This is a genomic window from Bradyrhizobium sp. SBR1B (assembly GCF_014198205.1).
Taxonomy (GTDB): Bacteria; Pseudomonadota; Alphaproteobacteria; order Rhizobiales; family Xanthobacteraceae; genus Bradyrhizobium.
Window position 1 is genome coordinate 86541 of record NZ_JACIHC010000017.1, and the last position, 14918, is coordinate 101458.

General features: G+C 64.6%; 14 protein-coding genes. 6 read left to right on the forward strand and 8 right to left on the reverse strand.

Going from position 1 to position 14918, the window contains the following annotated elements:
• Positions 1-5 precede the first annotated feature (5 nt).
• The 3 genes from GGD61_RS31450 to GGD61_RS31460 are packed head-to-tail and all read right to left on the reverse strand — an operon-like array spanning position 6 to position 3159.
• Positions 6-1313 carry an FAD-binding oxidoreductase gene (locus GGD61_RS31450; RefSeq protein ID WP_177236986.1) on the reverse strand — a complete coding sequence of 436 codons (1308 nt, stop codon included), beginning with the start codon at positions 1311-1313 and terminating at the stop codon, positions 6-8.
• 16 nt (positions 1314-1329) lie between these two features.
• Positions 1330-2046: an HAD family hydrolase gene (locus GGD61_RS31455; protein WP_018316998.1), complete on the reverse strand. Its 717-nt coding sequence runs from the start codon at positions 2044-2046 to the stop codon at positions 1330-1332.
• A gap of 33 nt (positions 2047-2079) precedes the next feature.
• Positions 2080-3159 carry an ABC transporter ATP-binding protein gene (locus GGD61_RS31460; protein ID WP_183231832.1) on the reverse strand — a complete coding sequence of 360 codons (1080 nt, stop codon included), beginning with the start codon at positions 3157-3159 and terminating at the stop codon, positions 2080-2082.
• Positions 3160-3371: 212 nt separating this feature from the next.
• Between GGD61_RS31460 and GGD61_RS31465 the strand changes: the two genes are divergently transcribed.
• Positions 3372-4310 carry a LysR family transcriptional regulator gene (locus GGD61_RS31465; protein WP_092253822.1) on the forward strand — a complete coding sequence of 313 codons (939 nt, stop codon included), beginning with the start codon at positions 3372-3374 and terminating at the stop codon, positions 4308-4310.
• Between the two features lie 221 nt (positions 4311-4531).
• Here GGD61_RS31465 and GGD61_RS31470 read toward each other — a convergent pair whose 3' ends face one another.
• Positions 4532-7642: an efflux RND transporter permease subunit gene (locus tag GGD61_RS31470; protein WP_092253824.1), complete on the reverse strand. Its 3111-nt coding sequence runs from the start codon at positions 7640-7642 to the stop codon at positions 4532-4534.
• Entirely contained in the window at positions 7639-8745 is a 1107-nt protein-coding gene (locus GGD61_RS31475; protein WP_092253827.1) for an efflux RND transporter periplasmic adaptor subunit, read from the reverse strand. The genes GGD61_RS31470 and GGD61_RS31475 overlap by 4 nt, the downstream gene beginning before the upstream one ends.
• Before the next feature lie 192 nt (positions 8746-8937).
• Here GGD61_RS31475 and GGD61_RS31480 point away from each other — a divergent pair, with 192 nt between their 5' ends.
• The 3 genes from GGD61_RS31480 (at position 8938) to GGD61_RS31490 (ending at position 10861) form a co-directional block, all read left to right on the forward strand.
• Complete coding sequence (locus GGD61_RS31480) at positions 8938-9513, forward strand: TetR/AcrR family transcriptional regulator (protein ID WP_092254012.1); 576 nt, start codon at positions 8938-8940, stop codon at positions 9511-9513.
• A gap of 32 nt (positions 9514-9545) precedes the next feature.
• A complete protein-coding gene (locus GGD61_RS31485) occupies positions 9546-10397 on the forward strand; it encodes an alpha/beta fold hydrolase (protein ID WP_092253829.1) in 852 nt (283 codons plus the stop codon).
• A 95-nt stretch (positions 10398-10492) separates the two neighbouring features.
• Complete coding sequence (locus GGD61_RS31490) at positions 10493-10861, forward strand: rhodanese-like domain-containing protein (RefSeq protein ID WP_091956283.1); 369 nt, start codon at positions 10493-10495, stop codon at positions 10859-10861.
• 135 nt (positions 10862-10996) lie between these two features.
• On the opposite strand, the gene GGD61_RS31495 is transcribed toward GGD61_RS31490, so the two are convergent.
• Positions 10997-11209 carry a hypothetical protein gene (locus tag GGD61_RS31495; protein ID WP_018316991.1) on the reverse strand — a complete coding sequence of 71 codons (213 nt, stop codon included), beginning with the start codon at positions 11207-11209 and terminating at the stop codon, positions 10997-10999.
• A 437-nt stretch (positions 11210-11646) separates the two neighbouring features.
• Here GGD61_RS31495 and GGD61_RS31500 point away from each other — a divergent pair, with 437 nt between their 5' ends.
• Entirely contained in the window at positions 11647-11922 is a 276-nt protein-coding gene (locus GGD61_RS31500) for a hypothetical protein (protein WP_092253831.1), read from the forward strand.
• 12 nt (positions 11923-11934) lie between these two features.
• On the opposite strand, the gene GGD61_RS31505 is transcribed toward GGD61_RS31500, so the two are convergent.
• A complete protein-coding gene (locus GGD61_RS31505) occupies positions 11935-12729 on the reverse strand; it encodes an adenylate/guanylate cyclase domain-containing protein (RefSeq protein ID WP_018316988.1) in 795 nt (264 codons plus the stop codon).
• Between the two features lie 239 nt (positions 12730-12968).
• Here GGD61_RS31505 and GGD61_RS31510 point away from each other — a divergent pair, with 239 nt between their 5' ends.
• Positions 12969-13148 (forward strand): hypothetical protein, encoded by a 180-nt coding sequence (locus GGD61_RS31510; RefSeq protein WP_183231833.1) that lies wholly within the window; start codon positions 12969-12971, stop codon positions 13146-13148.
• A gap of 492 nt (positions 13149-13640) precedes the next feature.
• Here the strand turns inward: GGD61_RS31510 and GGD61_RS31515 are convergent, their stop codons facing one another.
• A complete protein-coding gene (locus GGD61_RS31515) occupies positions 13641-14828 on the reverse strand; it encodes an adenylate/guanylate cyclase domain-containing protein (protein WP_092253835.1) in 1188 nt (395 codons plus the stop codon).
• Between the last annotated feature and the right edge of the window lie 90 nt (positions 14829-14918).

Consider the following 14918-nt stretch of genomic DNA (forward strand, 5'->3'; position numbering starts at 1 on the left):
ACTTCTCACTGACCGATCGCATCCAGAAACTGGTACCAGCCGGCGACCATGCGCACGGCGGGCTCGCGCAGCGGATAGAACGGAATGGTCTTCATGCGACTGACATCGAGCAGGGCGACGTCGGGGCTCTCGCCGCGCACGAAGGCGGCGAGATAGCGGCCCATCAGGCTCGACATCGCCACACCTGCTCCGTTGTAGCCCAGCGAGACCAGCGTGCGGTCGTCGAGCCGGCCGATATGCGGCACCGAATCCAGCGTCATCGCGACGAGGCCCGACCATTTGTATGCGAGCGGGACCTCGGCCAGATCAGGGAAGATGCTGACCATCGCCTTGCGCAGCGCGTCGAACGCGGCCTGGGAGTCCTGCTTGCCGAATGCGCCGCGCCCGCCGAAGATCACGCGATTGCCGACCATGCGGAACCAGCGCATCATGCGCTTGGTCTCGGTGTAGGTCCGTCCCGTCGGCATCAGCTTGCCAGCGAGATTGCGCGGCAGCTGCTCGGTCGCCACCATGGCGCTGCGGAACGGGATCAGCGTGCGCTGCAGACGCGCGGTCGCGCCGGTCAAATCCGAATAGCTGTTGGTCGCGATGATCGCCTGTTTCGCGCGCACCGCGCCTTGCGGCGTCTCGGCGACGATGCCGCCGTTCTCGCGCCGCAGCTTGACGACCGGAGATTCCTGGAAGATCGGAACACCGCGGCGCGCCACGCCATCGGCGAGGCCGCGCAGATAGTTCAGCGGATGGATCCCGCCCGAGCCGGGATTGAGCACGCCGCCGACGAAAATGTCGGAGCCGGTCTCCTCGCGCACGCCGCTTCTGTCGAGGATGCGGACCTCGGCGGAGCCCATCTCGCGCGTCATCCAGTTGGCTTCGTCGATCGCCGCCTTGAGCGTCGTCTCGTTGTGGGCAGCCTTGACCTGGCCGGTGCGCGTCAGGTTTGCGCTGGTGATACCGAATTCGGACACCAGCTCCTCGACCATGTCGGTCGATTCATGAGCGATCTCGTACATGCGCTTTGCCATCGCGCGGCCGTGCACGGCGTCGATCTCGCGGAACGATAGGCGAAACTTTGCGGTGATCACGCCACCGTTGCGCCCGCTCGCGCCCCAGCCGGGGCGGTTGGCCTCGAGCACGATCGGTGCGAGCCCGCTCTTGGCGATATGGTGCGCGGCGGAGAGCCCGGTATAGCCCGCGCCGATGATCACCACATCGGCCTGATGCTCGCCCGACAGCACGGGACAATCGCGCGCCGGCTCCGCCGTGGCTTCCCACAGCGAGTTGACCGATGGCTGCGCGCTCCAGTCCCGTGTCATGCCCGCGCTCACGGATTTATGCCGCCGGCCCGATCGCTGCGTCGGCCAGTGCCTTCAAGGTCGGATAATGGAAGTCCGGCTTGGTTAGTGTCTCCACCGCGGGCGTGCCACCAAAACCGGCAATGCCCTGGCGGCGCTCGATCCAGCACACCTTGTAGCCCAGCTTCCGCGCGATGCCGATGTCGTGGTACTGGCTCTGCGCGACATGCAGAATGTCGGACTGCTTGTAGCCGAAGGCGGACTGACGCCCCTTGTTGTAAGCGAAGAACTCTGGATTGGGCTTTGCCACCCCGGTGTCGTCGGCGCAGACGGTGTCGTCGAAGGGATTGCCGAGCGCATGCGCGTAACACGAGAGCGCGACGCGGTCCGCATTGGTCATCGCCACCAGCCGGAATTTCGTGCGCAACCGCTTCAGTGCTTCGACTGAGTCCACGAATGGTCCCCAGCGCAGCACCGAGAGCTGGAAGACATCGCACGACGCGTCGTCAGACGGCAGGCCGAGCTCCTTGGCGAGATGGCGATAGACGTGGAACATCGCCTCGCTCGAGCGCTCGTAGTGCATGTCGCGGCCGCGCTTGTAGGGCTCGAAAATCTGATCGTCGCTGAGCTCGGCCGGCGTTTTGCCCGAGATCTTGCGCACTGCGTTGATCACGCCGGTTTCGAAATCGATCAAGGTGCCGACGACGTCGAAGGTGAGGACCTTGAAATTGCTGAACGCGGCTTGGGTCGACATGTCGTTTTTCTCTCAGGTTAGACAGGCTAGGGTTCAGTCCACCCGGGGCACGATGATGGTGTCCTCGGGGTGAAGGGTGACGGTGAGGCTGCCGCCGAGTGGCGGAATGCGGCTGTAGGCCTGGTGATAGCTCGGCTGTCGCAGGCTGAGCGCGACGCCGTCGGCAAGCGCCAGAAAGATGCGCAGGCTCTCGCCCTGATAAACGATGTCGGTGACCGTAGCCGTGAGCCGGTTGCAGGCGGCATCCTGCGCACCATCGTCGATCAGCAGTTTTTCGCTGTGCACGGCCAGCATCAGCGCATCGCCTGTGGGAATGGCGCGGGCGCTGCGCAGCAGCGCGTTGCCGAGCGCGACGCTGGAGGCGTCGACGCGGCGCACCGGCAGCATCGTGGCCTCGCCGATGAAGCTTGCGACGAAGGAGTCGGCGGGATGATCGTGCAGCCGCTCGGGCTCGTCGATCTGGATCAGGCGGCCGTCCTTGATCACCGCGACGCGGTCGCTCATGGTCAGCGCCTCGCGCTGGTCGTGGGTGACGTAGATGATGGTGGCACCGATGCGCTTGTGCAGCGCGCGCAGCTCGATCTGCATGGTCTCGCGCAGCTGCTTGTCCAGCGCCGAGAGCGGCTCGTCCATCAGGATCAGCCGCGGCTCGAAAATCATCGCGCGCGCGAGCGCGACGCGCTGCCGCTGGCCGCCGGAGAGCTGCGCGATGCCGCGCTCCTCGTAGCCGGCAAGGCCGACCATCGACAACGCCGCGCGCACCTTGTCGGGCCAGATCACCTTCGGCAGACGCCGTGCACGCAAGGGAAAGGCGACGTTCTCGCCGACGCTCATATGCGGGAACAGCGCGTAGTTCTGGAAGACCACGCCGATATCGCGCTTGTGCGGCGGCATCCAGGTGACGTCGCGACCACCGAAGAGAATTGCGCCCGACGTCGGGATGATGAAGCCGCCCAAAATGCCGAGCAGCGTGGTCTTGCCGGAACCGGAGGGACCGAGCAGCGAGACGAACTCGCCGGCGCCGACATTGAGGGAGACGTCATCGAGGGCGCGAACCGGGCCATAGGCCTTGCTCGCGGATCTGATCTCGACGCTTTCCGCTCGTTTGTCCAACGATCGACCTCGCCTCGTCCCTGCAATGGCGTGCCTCACTGCACGCCATAAGCCTGCTTTATAGACAGGGGAGTTGACGCACTCACGCTCGAAGCGTGCACCGCACCATCTCTTCTCCCGTAAGTCCTGTCTTTAGGCTGTGATGCCAATGACACCAGACTTGGCAAAACTCGGCAATTGCCAAATTCTCACCGCGCTCATAACATGACGTTATGCCTGAGCTACGCCGGATGCTGCCCTCCAGCAACGCCCTCTTCGTCTTTGACGCAGCGGCGCGCAACGGCAGCTTCACGGCCGCAGCCGCTGAATTGAACGTCACGCAACCCGCGGTGAGCCGCATGCTCGGCCAGTTCGAGGAGCATCTCGGCGTCCGCCTGTTCGATCGCAAGGCGGGCCGCGCGGTGCTCACCGAGGAAGGCGAGCTTCTGTATCGCCGCGTGCTCGAAGGCTTTCGCAGCATCGAGACCGGCCTCGTCGAGATCGAGCGCCGCCGCAAGGGCACCGAAACGGTGACGCTGTCGGTGTCCTCCGCCTTCACCACGCACTGGCTGATGCCGCGCATCGACAAGCTGCAGAAGCAGTTTCCGCAGGTCGATCTGCGCTTCCAACTCATCTCCGGCGCGTTGCGCGGGCCGGTGGAGAATGTCGACCTTGGCATGCGCTTTCGCGATCGCGACGAGCCGTCGTCGGGCGGCACGCTCGTGATGAAGGAAGTCATGCTGCCGATGTGCAGCCCAACCTATCTCGGGGAAACCGATCCCACCGAGAGCAACACCATCATCCGCCTCGCCGAGACGCCGGGCGACTGGGCCGCAGATTACGCATCGCTCCTCACCGGACGCCGCGGCGCGGCCAAGGCGCTGAGCTTCACCGATTATGCCGTCGTGGTGCAGGCCGCCCTGCTCGGCCAGGGCATCGCGCTCGGATGGTTGACGGTCGCCTCGCACTGGCTGCTCACCGGCGCGCTTGTGCCGGCCTCCGACCGTCTGACCACCACGCGCCGCGTGTGCGAATTCCTGCCGCCGCGCAACCGGCCGATGCGCCCGATCGCTGCTGAGATCCGGGATTGGATCATCGTACAGATGCGGGATGAGCTAGTGGCAATCGATCGGCAGTACCCACCACTTGGATTGATGGCTGCGTGCTACTGAACCGAAGGCAGGTTAGTGACGCCCCAACTTGCAAGATCTAGACGTGCCGTAGAGATCTACTTGAGACGGTCACTGTGTTCCGCGGGGCTGCCGCGCCGAAGCCCTGAGGGCGAAGGCGGGCGCCGCGTTACGCCGCTTGAGCGTCCGAGACACCGTTCGGATCGAAGCTCTCTTGCCGCGATCGGAAGACGCCAGGCTCCTCGCGAGCTGATCAGATCGCCCTACTCCGCAGCCATTGCCGTTCGCACCTCGGGTTTGTCCGTCGCGCTCTCATGGCTCTCATCCGCAGTCGGCTTGATCCGGAACCACGCGGCATAGAGCGTGGGCAGGAAGAGCAGGATCAGCACCGTGCCGACTGCCGTGCCGCCGATCAAGGTATAGGCCATCGATCCCCAGAAGACGGAGTGTGTGAGGGGGATGAACGCCAGCACGGCGGCAAGTGCGGTCAGGATCACGGGCCTCGTGCGTTGCACCGTGGCTTCGATGACGGCGTGGTAATCGTCGAGGCCTGCCGCGCGGTTCTCCTTGATCTGTTCGGTCAGGATCAGGGTATTGCGCATCAGGATCCCGGCCAGTCCGATCAGTCCCAGGATCGCGTTGAATCCGAACGGCTGGTTGAAGATCAGCAACGCAGGCACGACGCCGACGAGACCGAGCGGTGCGGTCAGCATGACGAGGGCCATCATCGAGAATGATCTGACCTGAAGCATGATGACGATCAGCGTTGCGGCGATCATGGCGGGAAAGATGGTCGCCAGCGCGTCATTGGCCTTCGTCGCCTCCTCGATCGAGCCGCCGGTCTCGATGCGATAGCCGGCCGGAAGCGATGCGATCAGCGGCTGAAGCGCTTTCACGATGTCCTTGGAGACCTCAGGAGGCTGGGTCGCCTCATTGATGTCCGAACGAATCGTGATGACCGGGGTGCGATCGCGGCGCTTCAGGATCGGCTCTTCGAGCTGGACTTCCGAATGGCCGATCTGGTCGAGCGGAATCAGACGGCCGTCCCGGCTCGTCAGCGAGAAGTCGGCGAGCCGTGCCGGATCGAGCCGCTCGCCGCCGGCGCTGCGCGCCACGATCGGGACATTGCGAATGTCCTCGCGGACCTGCGTGACGGCGATGCCGGTGAGGAGGAACTGGAGCTGCCGCCCGACTTCCGCCGGCGAGAGGCCGATGAGGTTCAGCCGATCCTGATCCGGAATGAAGCGGAGCACGGGTGTGCGATTGCCCCAATCGCGATTGGCTTGTCGCACGTCGGGAACGCCACGCATGACCTCGACGGCCTTTTCAGAGAGCGCGTACAATTTTGCGGGATCCGGGCCCATCACCCGAAACTCCACCGGGAACGGCGTGTAGGGTCCGAAGACGAGCTGGGTGACGCGCACGCGCGCTTCCCGGGCAAGACCGTGTGACACGGCCTCCCGGAGCCGGTGCTTCAAGGCCTCGCGCGCCTCGGCGTCAGGCGTCAGCACGACGATCTTGGCAAAGGCCGGATCGGGGAGCTCCGGCGCCATCGCAAAGAAGAAGCGGGGCGCGCCCTGACCGACATAGCTGGTGACGATCTTCGCTTCGGGCTGATCATGCAACCAGCCTTCGAGCTTCTCGACCGCGGCGGTCGTCGTCTCGATGCTGGTGCCTTCCGGCAGGCGAACCTCCACGAGAACCTCGGGGCGATCCGACGTCGGGAAAAACTGCTGCTTGACCGCGCCCATGCCGAGGCCGGACAGCGCGAAAGCGATCACGACGAGGCTGCAGGTCAGGAACTTGTGGCGCACGGCGAAGGTGATGAGCCGCCGCAAACGCCGGTAGTTCGGCGTGTCGTAGATCGCGTGGTGGCCGCCTTCGACGGGCTTGATCGCAGGCAGCATCTTGACGCCAAGATAAGGCGTGAAGATCACCGCAACGATCCAGGAGACGATGAGAGCGAACCCGACGACCCAGAAGATGTTGCCGGCATATTCGCCGGCCGTCGAGCGCGCGAAACCCACCGGCAGGAATCCCGCGATCGTCACCAGTGTGCCCGAGAGCATCGGCGCCGCGGTGTGGCTCCATGCGTAGGCCGCCGCACTGAGGCGGTCCATGCCCTCTTCCATTTTCACCACCATCACCTCGATGGCGATGATGGCGTCGTCCACGAGCAGGCCAAGCGCGAGGATGAGAGCACCGAGCGTGATGCGGTCGAAGAACCGGCCCGTTTCCAGCATGATGAGGAACACGACGGCCAGCGTCAGAGGGACCGCTGCAGCCACGACGATTCCCACGCGCCAGCCGAGGCTGAGCAGGCTGACCAGCAGCACCACTGCGAGCGCCATTGCGAATTTGATCATGAACTCGTCGACCGCGGAGGTGATGTTCACGGCCTGGTCGGTCACCTTGTCGAGCGTCATCCCGAGCGGCAGTGTCCGCGCCATGGCAGCGGACCTCTCTTCCAATGCCTTGCCGAGCGCCAGGCCGTTCCAGCCCTCCTGCATCACTGCCGCGAGCATGATCGTGGGCTCACCCTGGTGCCGGATGATGTAGGTGGGCGGATCCTCGTAGCCGCGGCGGACCTCGGCGATGTCGGACAGCTTCAAGGTTCGTCCCGCCGCAACGATCGGCGTGTCGGCGATCGCCTGCACGCTGTCATAGCCGCCGTCGACCCGGATGAAGACCTGCGGCCCGCTTGTGTCGATCGAACCTGCCGGAGTCACCGTATTCTGCCGCTGCAGGGCGGCAACGATATCCTGTGCCGACACGCCGAGCGTTGCCAGCTTGGGATAGGAAAACTCCACGAAGATCTGCTCGGGACGTTCGCCGAAGATATTGATCTTCTTGACGCCGGGCACGTGCAGCAGGTCCTGGCGGATCACCTCCGCCTTCCTGGCGAGCTCACGCATCGGCATGCCCTTCGCCTTGAGGGCATAGAGTGCGAAGCTCACGTCCGAATATTCGTCGTTGACGAAGGGGCCGAGCACGCCGGCCGGCAGCTTGCGCGCTTCATCCCCGAGCTTCTTGCGCGCCTGATAAAACTCTTCCTGCACGCTCGATGGCGGCGTGCTGTCCTTCAGCGTCACCGTCATGTAGGCATAACCCGGTCGCGTGGTCGTCTCGACCCGGTCGTACCAGGTCAGCTCCTGAATCCGCTTCTCCAGGGGTTCGGCGACCTGGTCCTGCATCTCGCGTGCCGTCGCACCGGGCCATACCGTGGTGACCGTGAGCGTCTTGATGGTGAAGGACGGGTCCTCGGCCCGTCCGAGCATGAAGAAGGCGTAGGCGCCTGCGGCCGCCAGCAGCATGATGAAGAACAGGCTCACGGCGCGCTCGCGAACGGCGACCGCGGAAAGATTGAAGCTCATGATTTGCTCCCGCCGTCAGTGACGGTCCTGACGCGGGCGCCCTCGTGCAGGAGGTGAGCGCCGAGGGACACAATGGGGTCACTGGAGCTCGATCCAGAGATGATTGCCGCTTCGCTGGTCACGCGCAGAAGCTTGATGGGGCGAAAGTGTACAGTCGAGTTGGCGCTGTCGAACACCCAGACGCCGGTGGTCCTGCCATCATCGAGCACAGCGCCCAGCGGCACCTGGACTTCCGACTGACTGTCCTGGCTTGCGAGCCGAATGGTGACTGTCGCGCCGAGCGGTGCTGCTGCCGCCTCGCCGCCGAGCACGTAGCGGGCCTCGTAAGTCCGGGTCTGCGCGTCAGCAGAGTTCGACAATTGGCGCAGATGCGCCGCGTAACGGCGTCCATCGCTGCCATACAGGCTGGCCTCGGCGAGCGAGCCGATGGCCGGCCGGATCGTTTCGGGAAGCGCCACCACGGCTTCGCGAGGCCCGGACTGCGCAAGCCGAACGACCGTCTGGCCGGCCGAGACCACCTGGCCGGGCTCGCCAAGCGTTTGCGTGACCGTGCCGTCCGCGTCTGCCACCAGGATGGAATAGGTCGCCTGATTTTCCGCGACCCCTGCCTCGGCTTCGGCCGCGGCGAGTTGCGCCTTGGCTGTGTCCGAGGCGGCCTTCGCCTGCTCGTAGCGCTGCTTGGACGTCCATCCGTCGTTGACCAGGTTGGCGTATCGACGCTCATCCGCATCCGTCTGCACGACGACTGCGCGCGCTGCGGCGACAGCGTTGCGCTTTGCCGCGAGCGCAAGGCGGAGGTCGGTCTCGTCGATCCGCATCAGCGGCTGCCCGGCCTTGACCTGCTCACCGACATTCACCAGCCGCTCGACGATCTTGCCGGCGACGCGAAAGCCGAGATTGCTCTCCACCCGCGCGCCGATGGTGCCCGTGAACCCGCGGTCGGATCCGCTCACCCGCGTGGCCGTCGCCAGGCTGACCATCGGCGGCTCCTGTCTCGGGTCGCTCACGGCAGAGGCGTTGGGGGCGAAAATGCCAAGACTGACGAACGTGGCCACCCCCGCCGGGATCATAATACCGGCCAACACGGCAACACCCCTTTTCATGACGGTCTCCTCTGGGATTTAGATTTCGTTCGAACTCTATATTGACTTAGAGCTCGATCACAATCTAAATTTGCGTCCTGACGGAAACGTGATCTCAGGAAGCCAGGGGCGCGTCCGAGGGCAACTTGATAGATGTCGTTCGAAATCTATATTGGGCATAGATTTCGACTGAAATCCAAATGGAGGAGCATGATGCGCGTCAGTCGCGTTCAAGCCGCGGAGAACCGCCAAACCGTGATCAATGTGGCAAGTCGCCTCTTCAGGGAGCGCGGCTTTGACGGCATTGGGCTCAAGGATCTGATGGAGGGGGCCGGGCTCACCCAGGGCGCCTTCTACAAGCAGTTCGCGTCCAAGGAGGACTTGGCGGTCGAGGCCTCCAAGCGAGCGTTGGAGAGCGCTTCCACCCGATGGTCGGACGCGGCCGCACGCAATCCTGACGATCCGCTCAGCGCAGTGATCGGATTCTATCTCAGCGCAGATCATCGCGAAGAGAGAATGGAAGGCTGTCCGATCGTGGCCCTCGGCTCGGATGCCGCCCGGCAGGGCCCCGACGTCAAGGCCGAGTTCGAAGCGGGCATCAAGGCCCATCTCGACGTGCTCGGCCGCTTCATCGCCAAGGAAGGCAAGGGGTCGAGAGACAAGGCCATGGCCATTCTCGCGACGATGGTCGGCGCCGTGACGCTGGCGCGCGCGGTCAACGACACAGACCTCGCACGGGCCCTTCTCGATGCCGCAGCCGCGCTGGTCCGTGAAGCCGCCGCCGCTTGAACGACTGCCCCCTCGAAACATGGAGAGACCGGATGCTTGACGTGAGCGAAGCCGGGCCGAGCTTGCTCAAATTATCGGAGAGGCTCAGTGTGCGTTTTCACAAGACTGGCAGCGGGCCTCCGCTACTCCTCATCCATACGATCCGGACGCAGCTCGAGTATTTCCGCAGCCTTGCGCCTCTGCTCGCACGATCGCACACGGTATACGCCATCGATCTGCCCGGCCACGGACACTCACCGATCGATCCGGACGCAAGCTTCAACGAGCCCTATTTCAGGCAGGCAGTCATACGCTTCATCGAGGAGCTAGACCTCTCGGATGTAACGCTCGTCGGCGAGTCGATCGGGGGCGCATTGGCTCTCACGGTGGCGGCGTCACTTCCGCAGAGGGTGAAGCGGGTCTTTGCAATCAATCCTTACGATTACGAGACCCGCTATGGCGACGGACTTCGACGTGGCAACTGGCTCGCGAACTTCATCATCGGAAGCCTGCAAGTGCCGGTGCTCGGCGCGATCAACGCGTCACTCGAAAACAAGATCGTTCTCGGCAAGATCATGGGCGGCGGATATCACGACCCGCGCAAGCTGCCGGCCGATCTGCTCGCCGAGTTCGACAAGGTGGCCCATCGCGCGGGATACAAGCGGGCCGCACGCAAGGTGTTGGCCGGATGGCGATCCTGGAGCCAGGCCCGCGACTATTATTGGCAGATCTCGGCGCCGGTGACGCTCATCTATGGCGATAGCGATTGGTCCCGGCCCGGCGAGCGCGAGCGCACACGGTCTCTCATTCCCAACGCGCAGATGGTGACGCTGAGGAATACAGGCCACTTCTCGGCTGTCGAGAACCCGTCGGAGCTGGCCCGGGCGATATTGGGCGCAGAATGAGCGCATGATCAAGCAGAGCACGCTCCTCCAACAGAAGGAGGCGAAGCGCGGCCAATGTGCTATCCTCCCCGCGAGGCCACCAACGGAGACAACCCATGCCAACCAGCGTCAAGCAAATGCTCGAAGCCGCCAATGCGGCGGTGCCCAAGATCACGTCGGAACAGGCCACTGACATGATCAAGAACGGGAACACGCTGGTCGTCGATGTTCGCGATGCGCCGGAGGTTGCGGCCAGCGGCAAGATCGCGGGGGCCGTGCACGTCTCGCGCGGGATGCTGGAGTTTCGCGCGGACCCGGAGTCGCCCTATCACGACAAGGCGTTCGACAAGAGCAAGTCCGTCATTCTCTACTGCGCGTCCGGCGGCCGGTCGGCGCTGGCGGGCAAGGTGCTGAAGGATATGGGCTACGAGAAGGTCTATAACGTCGGCGGCTTCAAGGATTGGTCGGGGGCGGTGGAGAAATAGAACACGCGGACCGGCCATTTGCCGGACTTGATTGCCGCCGAACGTCATCACCGGCGCTCGGCGCCCGCCCACGTACGCCGCGATCCATTGACGGTTGCCCGCCCGCCACGTCGCAGCACGATCGACGGGGACCGATCAGGCGGAACGCGGCATGGAGACAGGCTGCGCGCTTCGCTCACCCAGCAGCTTGCCGGTGGTGCTGTTGACGAAGTGCAGCGACATGCAGGCCGGGCACCTCACGGATACATAGCTGTCCGCCGGCTCGAAGCTCTCGGGCCGCGCGTCATCGATCCGATGCTGGACGTTCATGCCGGTGCGCGGGCACCTGAAGAGGATCTGGCGCTGCATCCCTTATTGATGTGCCCCGAACCGCGGCCGGCGAAATTGCGGATGATTCCTTAGGGGCCTTCCCAGTGTTTGAGATGGGTCAAGGCGAACGGTCTGCCCACGCCTATGCTCTGCATGACATCGGGCGCTCCTGCTCCGGTGCCGAACGAAGCGGAGCCCGGACTCCTAGGCACTCCGGGCACCGCTTCGCAAGACGGGCACCGACCGACCGCGACCAGGAGCCGGCTCCGGACGAGCGGCTTCGATGGAACCAGGGCAAGAACCGCGGGTTGAGATGGCGCAGCCCTGAACAGAACACGCAATCGGCCTCGGCGCTTCAAGGAAGCCGACGCTGATTGACGTCGTCCTTGTCGCCTGACCCGACCAACACGGCCGTACGGTACGACCTCCGCCGGACACGGGCCACCATCGGGACCGCCACGATCAGGAGAGCAGCCATGATATCCGCCAACATCGACGATCTGACCGCAGCGGTTCGCTACGCGCTCGAAACCACTCGTGCGACCACGATCTGCCCTTTCCACGATGAGGTGATCGTCCGCGTCGGCGACGACGCCGCCGAGAGCCATGCCTACGAACGCGCCAAGCGAATCCTCAGGAGCGACGGCACGGCCTTCGAGGCGGACGCTCTCAGGGAAGAGATCGGCCACCAACTCGCCGCCGCCGCGGACGGGCGATGCCCGAGATGCGACCGGACCGATTCGAACGGATAGACCGCAATCCCCTCAATCCTCCACCCGAAACAGCCGCCACCGCTCCGGCACGCCCTTGAGCTGATGCACGCCGTGATCGCGGAACCTGATCTCCGACTGCGCCATCAGGTCCTTGACTGCGCTCGAGACCAGGACTTCGCCGGCGCGCGCTTTGGCGGCGACGCGCGTGCCGATGTGAAACGCGAGACCGACCATCTCGCCTCCGCTCACACTGTACTCGCCCGCATGCAGCCCGACCCTGATGTCGAGCCCCAGCGTGCGCACGGCCTTTTGGATCGCAGTCGCGCAACGGACGCCGGAAGCCGGCGCCTTGAATGTCGCCAGCACGCCGTCGCCGGTCGTCACCACTTCCTTGCCACGCGTACTCTTCAGCTCCTTGCGCACGGCCGCGTAATAGTGGCCCATGACCTTGGTCCACCGGGCATCGCCTAGCTTTGCCGCCTTTTCGGTGGAGCGGACGATATCGACGATCAGGATGGTGGCGAGTGCCTGCTTGAGCTCCGCGCTCCGCTCGCCGGATCGGGGCCGGAGCGCGATCGGCCCGGCCAGCGGTTCGTAGCGGTGGCTGCGGCGCCGGGCGATAGCCGCTTTGGCGTAGTCCTGGGCGCGCTGCGTCGTGCCGCAGCGAACTGTCTTCTCCTGCGGCAGTCGCGTCCAGTAGACCCTTCGTCCATCGCCGGCGCCCTGCACCTCCACGGCACCCCACTTCAGGAACACCGCCGAGCCGACGCGCCGAACGCACCACGCCTTCGACGTGTAGCCGGATACGTTGGACTGCAGGACTCCGATGCGAAGGAATTTGGGCATGAACGTGCGGCCGAAATTGAAAGACCGTTTGGGCGTCTTCGGGGCGGAAGCCTATTCGTACAATCCTGCATCGGCAATAGGGGCTTGCCAGGGCTGCCGGCGGCGCCTGACACCGGGATCGTGCTTACAACGCCCAAACGCGAGCCGCCCGTCCATTCGTCGGTCGGAAGTTTCTCTTGTTCAAGCAACGATCAGCCTCCAGACGTGTTCTTCCGACATGAGATGCAGTGAGGCGCGCCATGGGCACGGATGATGGACTGAAGCCTGACGACTTCCCGATCGAGGCCGACAAGGACAAACTCAGGACACGCAAGGGCGAGCCCGTCGCCTCGGCGGAGTCGGACAAGATTGCGGACCAGATCGCCGAACGTCTGAACGAGCACGCGCACCAGGAAGAGCAGGATCGTTGGTCCGCGTAGGCGTGATGGGCGTGCCGTCCCAGATTGGAACGACCGCGCGGTCCTGAGCATTGGCCTGCACCGGGGTCCGACAATTCCGGCGAATGGCGGCCTCGGCTCGACCTCCGCCCCTGGACCGAGAGCCGGGGCTGCTTGACCGAAGCAAGAGGAGCGGACATGAAAGTGCTTGTTCTCGCAGGGCTCGTTGCGGCTCTCGCATCGCCTCCCTCCGCGTACGGGCAAGGCGGCGCGGGTACCTCCAGGACCGGGTCGAGCATCAATTCGACCGGGACGGGCGGCACGACCGGAGCAGGAGCTTCGGGCCTCAACACCTCATCGGACAACAATAGCGGCGGCGCCAGCGCACCGGCCAAATCGACAACGACGCGGCCGGGGGACAACGACCCAAGGCAAACCCAGGGCGGCCAGCAGGCGATGCCGAACTCGGGCTCCTCCGGAGCGAACCGCAAATAGATGCGCCGCTGGCAATTCGTCCTGGGTGAGGCAGTCGCCCTACCCGTGATACGCGAACAGCTCGATCGGATCGCTGAAGCCGCGGACCTCGTGCTTGCCGACGTGCTCGAGCTCGAACTTCTCCTCCACCAGCTCCGCAAAGTCGCGTGACAGCAGCACCGTTCGACCGAGCTGCTTGGTGAGGGCTTCGAGGCGGGAGGCCATGTTGACGGCGGGGCCAATCACGGTGAAGTCGAGCCGGCTGGTTGAGCCGATATTGCCGTACATGACATCGCCGACATGGACGCCGATGCCGTAGTTCAGCGGCGCGCGGCTGGTCGCGTTGTTCCGCTCGTTCAGCGCCGTCATCGCCTGACGGGCTTCGGTCACGGCGTGGAGCAGGTTCGCGCAGGCATCGGGCTCATGAAGCGGGAAGATGGCGAGCAGGCCGTCGCCGATGAATTTCAGGATCTCGCCGCCGTGCCGCGCGATCGGCTCGGACATCGCGTCGAAATAATCGTTGAGCAGATCGATGACGTCGTCGCGCGGCCAATTGTCGGAGATCTTGGTGAAATCCCTGAGGTCGCAGATCATGATCGCGGCGCGCACGGTCGTGCCGCTGCCGCGCCTGGTGGCGCCGGCGAGGATCAACTGGCCGGCATGGGAGCCGACATAGGTCTCCAGCAGCGTGCGCGCCAACCGGTTCTTGATGCGGATCTCGCTGACCAGCGCCAGCACCGGCAGCAGCTTCTTGAGCGCGGCAATATGCGAATCCTCGAAGCCGCCGGGACGGTCGGTCGCGAAGGTGATGAGATGCCGCTTGCCGAGCGTGTGGTAGAGCGGCCAGGCCACATAGTCGGTCAGGCCCTTTTCGCGCATCTCGTCGTAGAGGGCGTGCTTGCGGCCGAGCGAGGGATCGCGCTCGAGATTCTCGCGCACCTCGCTGGCGCCGTCCTGCATTTCGTTGGCGGGACTGCCAATGAATTCGGACCGCTCGCGGACGTCATAATCCACCCGCGCGATCTCCGCCTCGCGCATGCCGTCGGACCACATGAACCGGGCGCCAAGCCATTGCGGATGGTGGATCAGGACATGCAGCGTCGACCGCTTCAGCGGAATGCCCGCCTGCTGCAGACGGATGCACATGTCGGCGAAGATATTGTCGATGAAGCGTTCGTCGCGCGTGCCGTTGGTCAGCCAGTCGACGACACCGTCGGCCTGCGTGGCGTGGTTGTCTTGCGCGGTCATGTCCTGCCCTTCACGGCGGTCTGCATCAGGGCAGATATCGTGCCCCGGCTCCGCCGCGTCAACCTAGCCAGTTGCATGGATTGTACGCAT

Bases quoted from the DNA above. Each gene is read 5' to 3' on its own strand.
- GGD61_RS31475 (WP_092253827.1), bottom strand. From the start codon at position 8,745: ATGAAAAGGGGTGTTGCCGTGTTGGCCGGTATTATGATCCCGGCGGGG.
- GGD61_RS31465 (WP_092253822.1), top strand. From the start codon at position 3,372: ATGCCTGAGCTACGCCGGATGCTGCCCTCCAGCAACGCCCTCTTCGTC.
- GGD61_RS31505 (WP_018316988.1), bottom strand. From the start codon at position 12,729: ATGCCCAAATTCCTTCGCATCGGAGTCCTGCAGTCCAACGTATCCGGC.
- GGD61_RS31450 (WP_177236986.1), bottom strand. From the start codon at position 1,313: ATGACACGGGACTGGAGCGCGCAGCCATCGGTCAACTCGCTGTGGGAA.
- GGD61_RS31500 (WP_092253831.1), top strand. From the start codon at position 11,647: ATGATATCCGCCAACATCGACGATCTGACCGCAGCGGTTCGCTACGCG.
- GGD61_RS31510 (WP_183231833.1), top strand. From the start codon at position 12,969: ATGGGCACGGATGATGGACTGAAGCCTGACGACTTCCCGATCGAGGCC.
- GGD61_RS31495 (WP_018316991.1), bottom strand. From the start codon at position 11,209: ATGCAGCGCCAGATCCTCTTCAGGTGCCCGCGCACCGGCATGAACGTC.
- GGD61_RS31485 (WP_092253829.1), top strand. From the start codon at position 9,546: ATGCTTGACGTGAGCGAAGCCGGGCCGAGCTTGCTCAAATTATCGGAG.
- GGD61_RS31480 (WP_092254012.1), top strand. From the start codon at position 8,938: ATGCGCGTCAGTCGCGTTCAAGCCGCGGAGAACCGCCAAACCGTGATC.
- GGD61_RS31455 (WP_018316998.1), bottom strand. From the start codon at position 2,046: ATGTCGACCCAAGCCGCGTTCAGCAATTTCAAGGTCCTCACCTTCGAC.
- GGD61_RS31470 (WP_092253824.1), bottom strand. From the start codon at position 7,642: ATGAGCTTCAATCTTTCCGCGGTCGCCGTTCGCGAGCGCGCCGTGAGC.
- GGD61_RS31515 (WP_092253835.1), bottom strand. From the start codon at position 14,828: ATGACCGCGCAAGACAACCACGCCACGCAGGCCGACGGTGTCGTCGAC.
- GGD61_RS31490 (WP_091956283.1), top strand. From the start codon at position 10,493: ATGCCAACCAGCGTCAAGCAAATGCTCGAAGCCGCCAATGCGGCGGTG.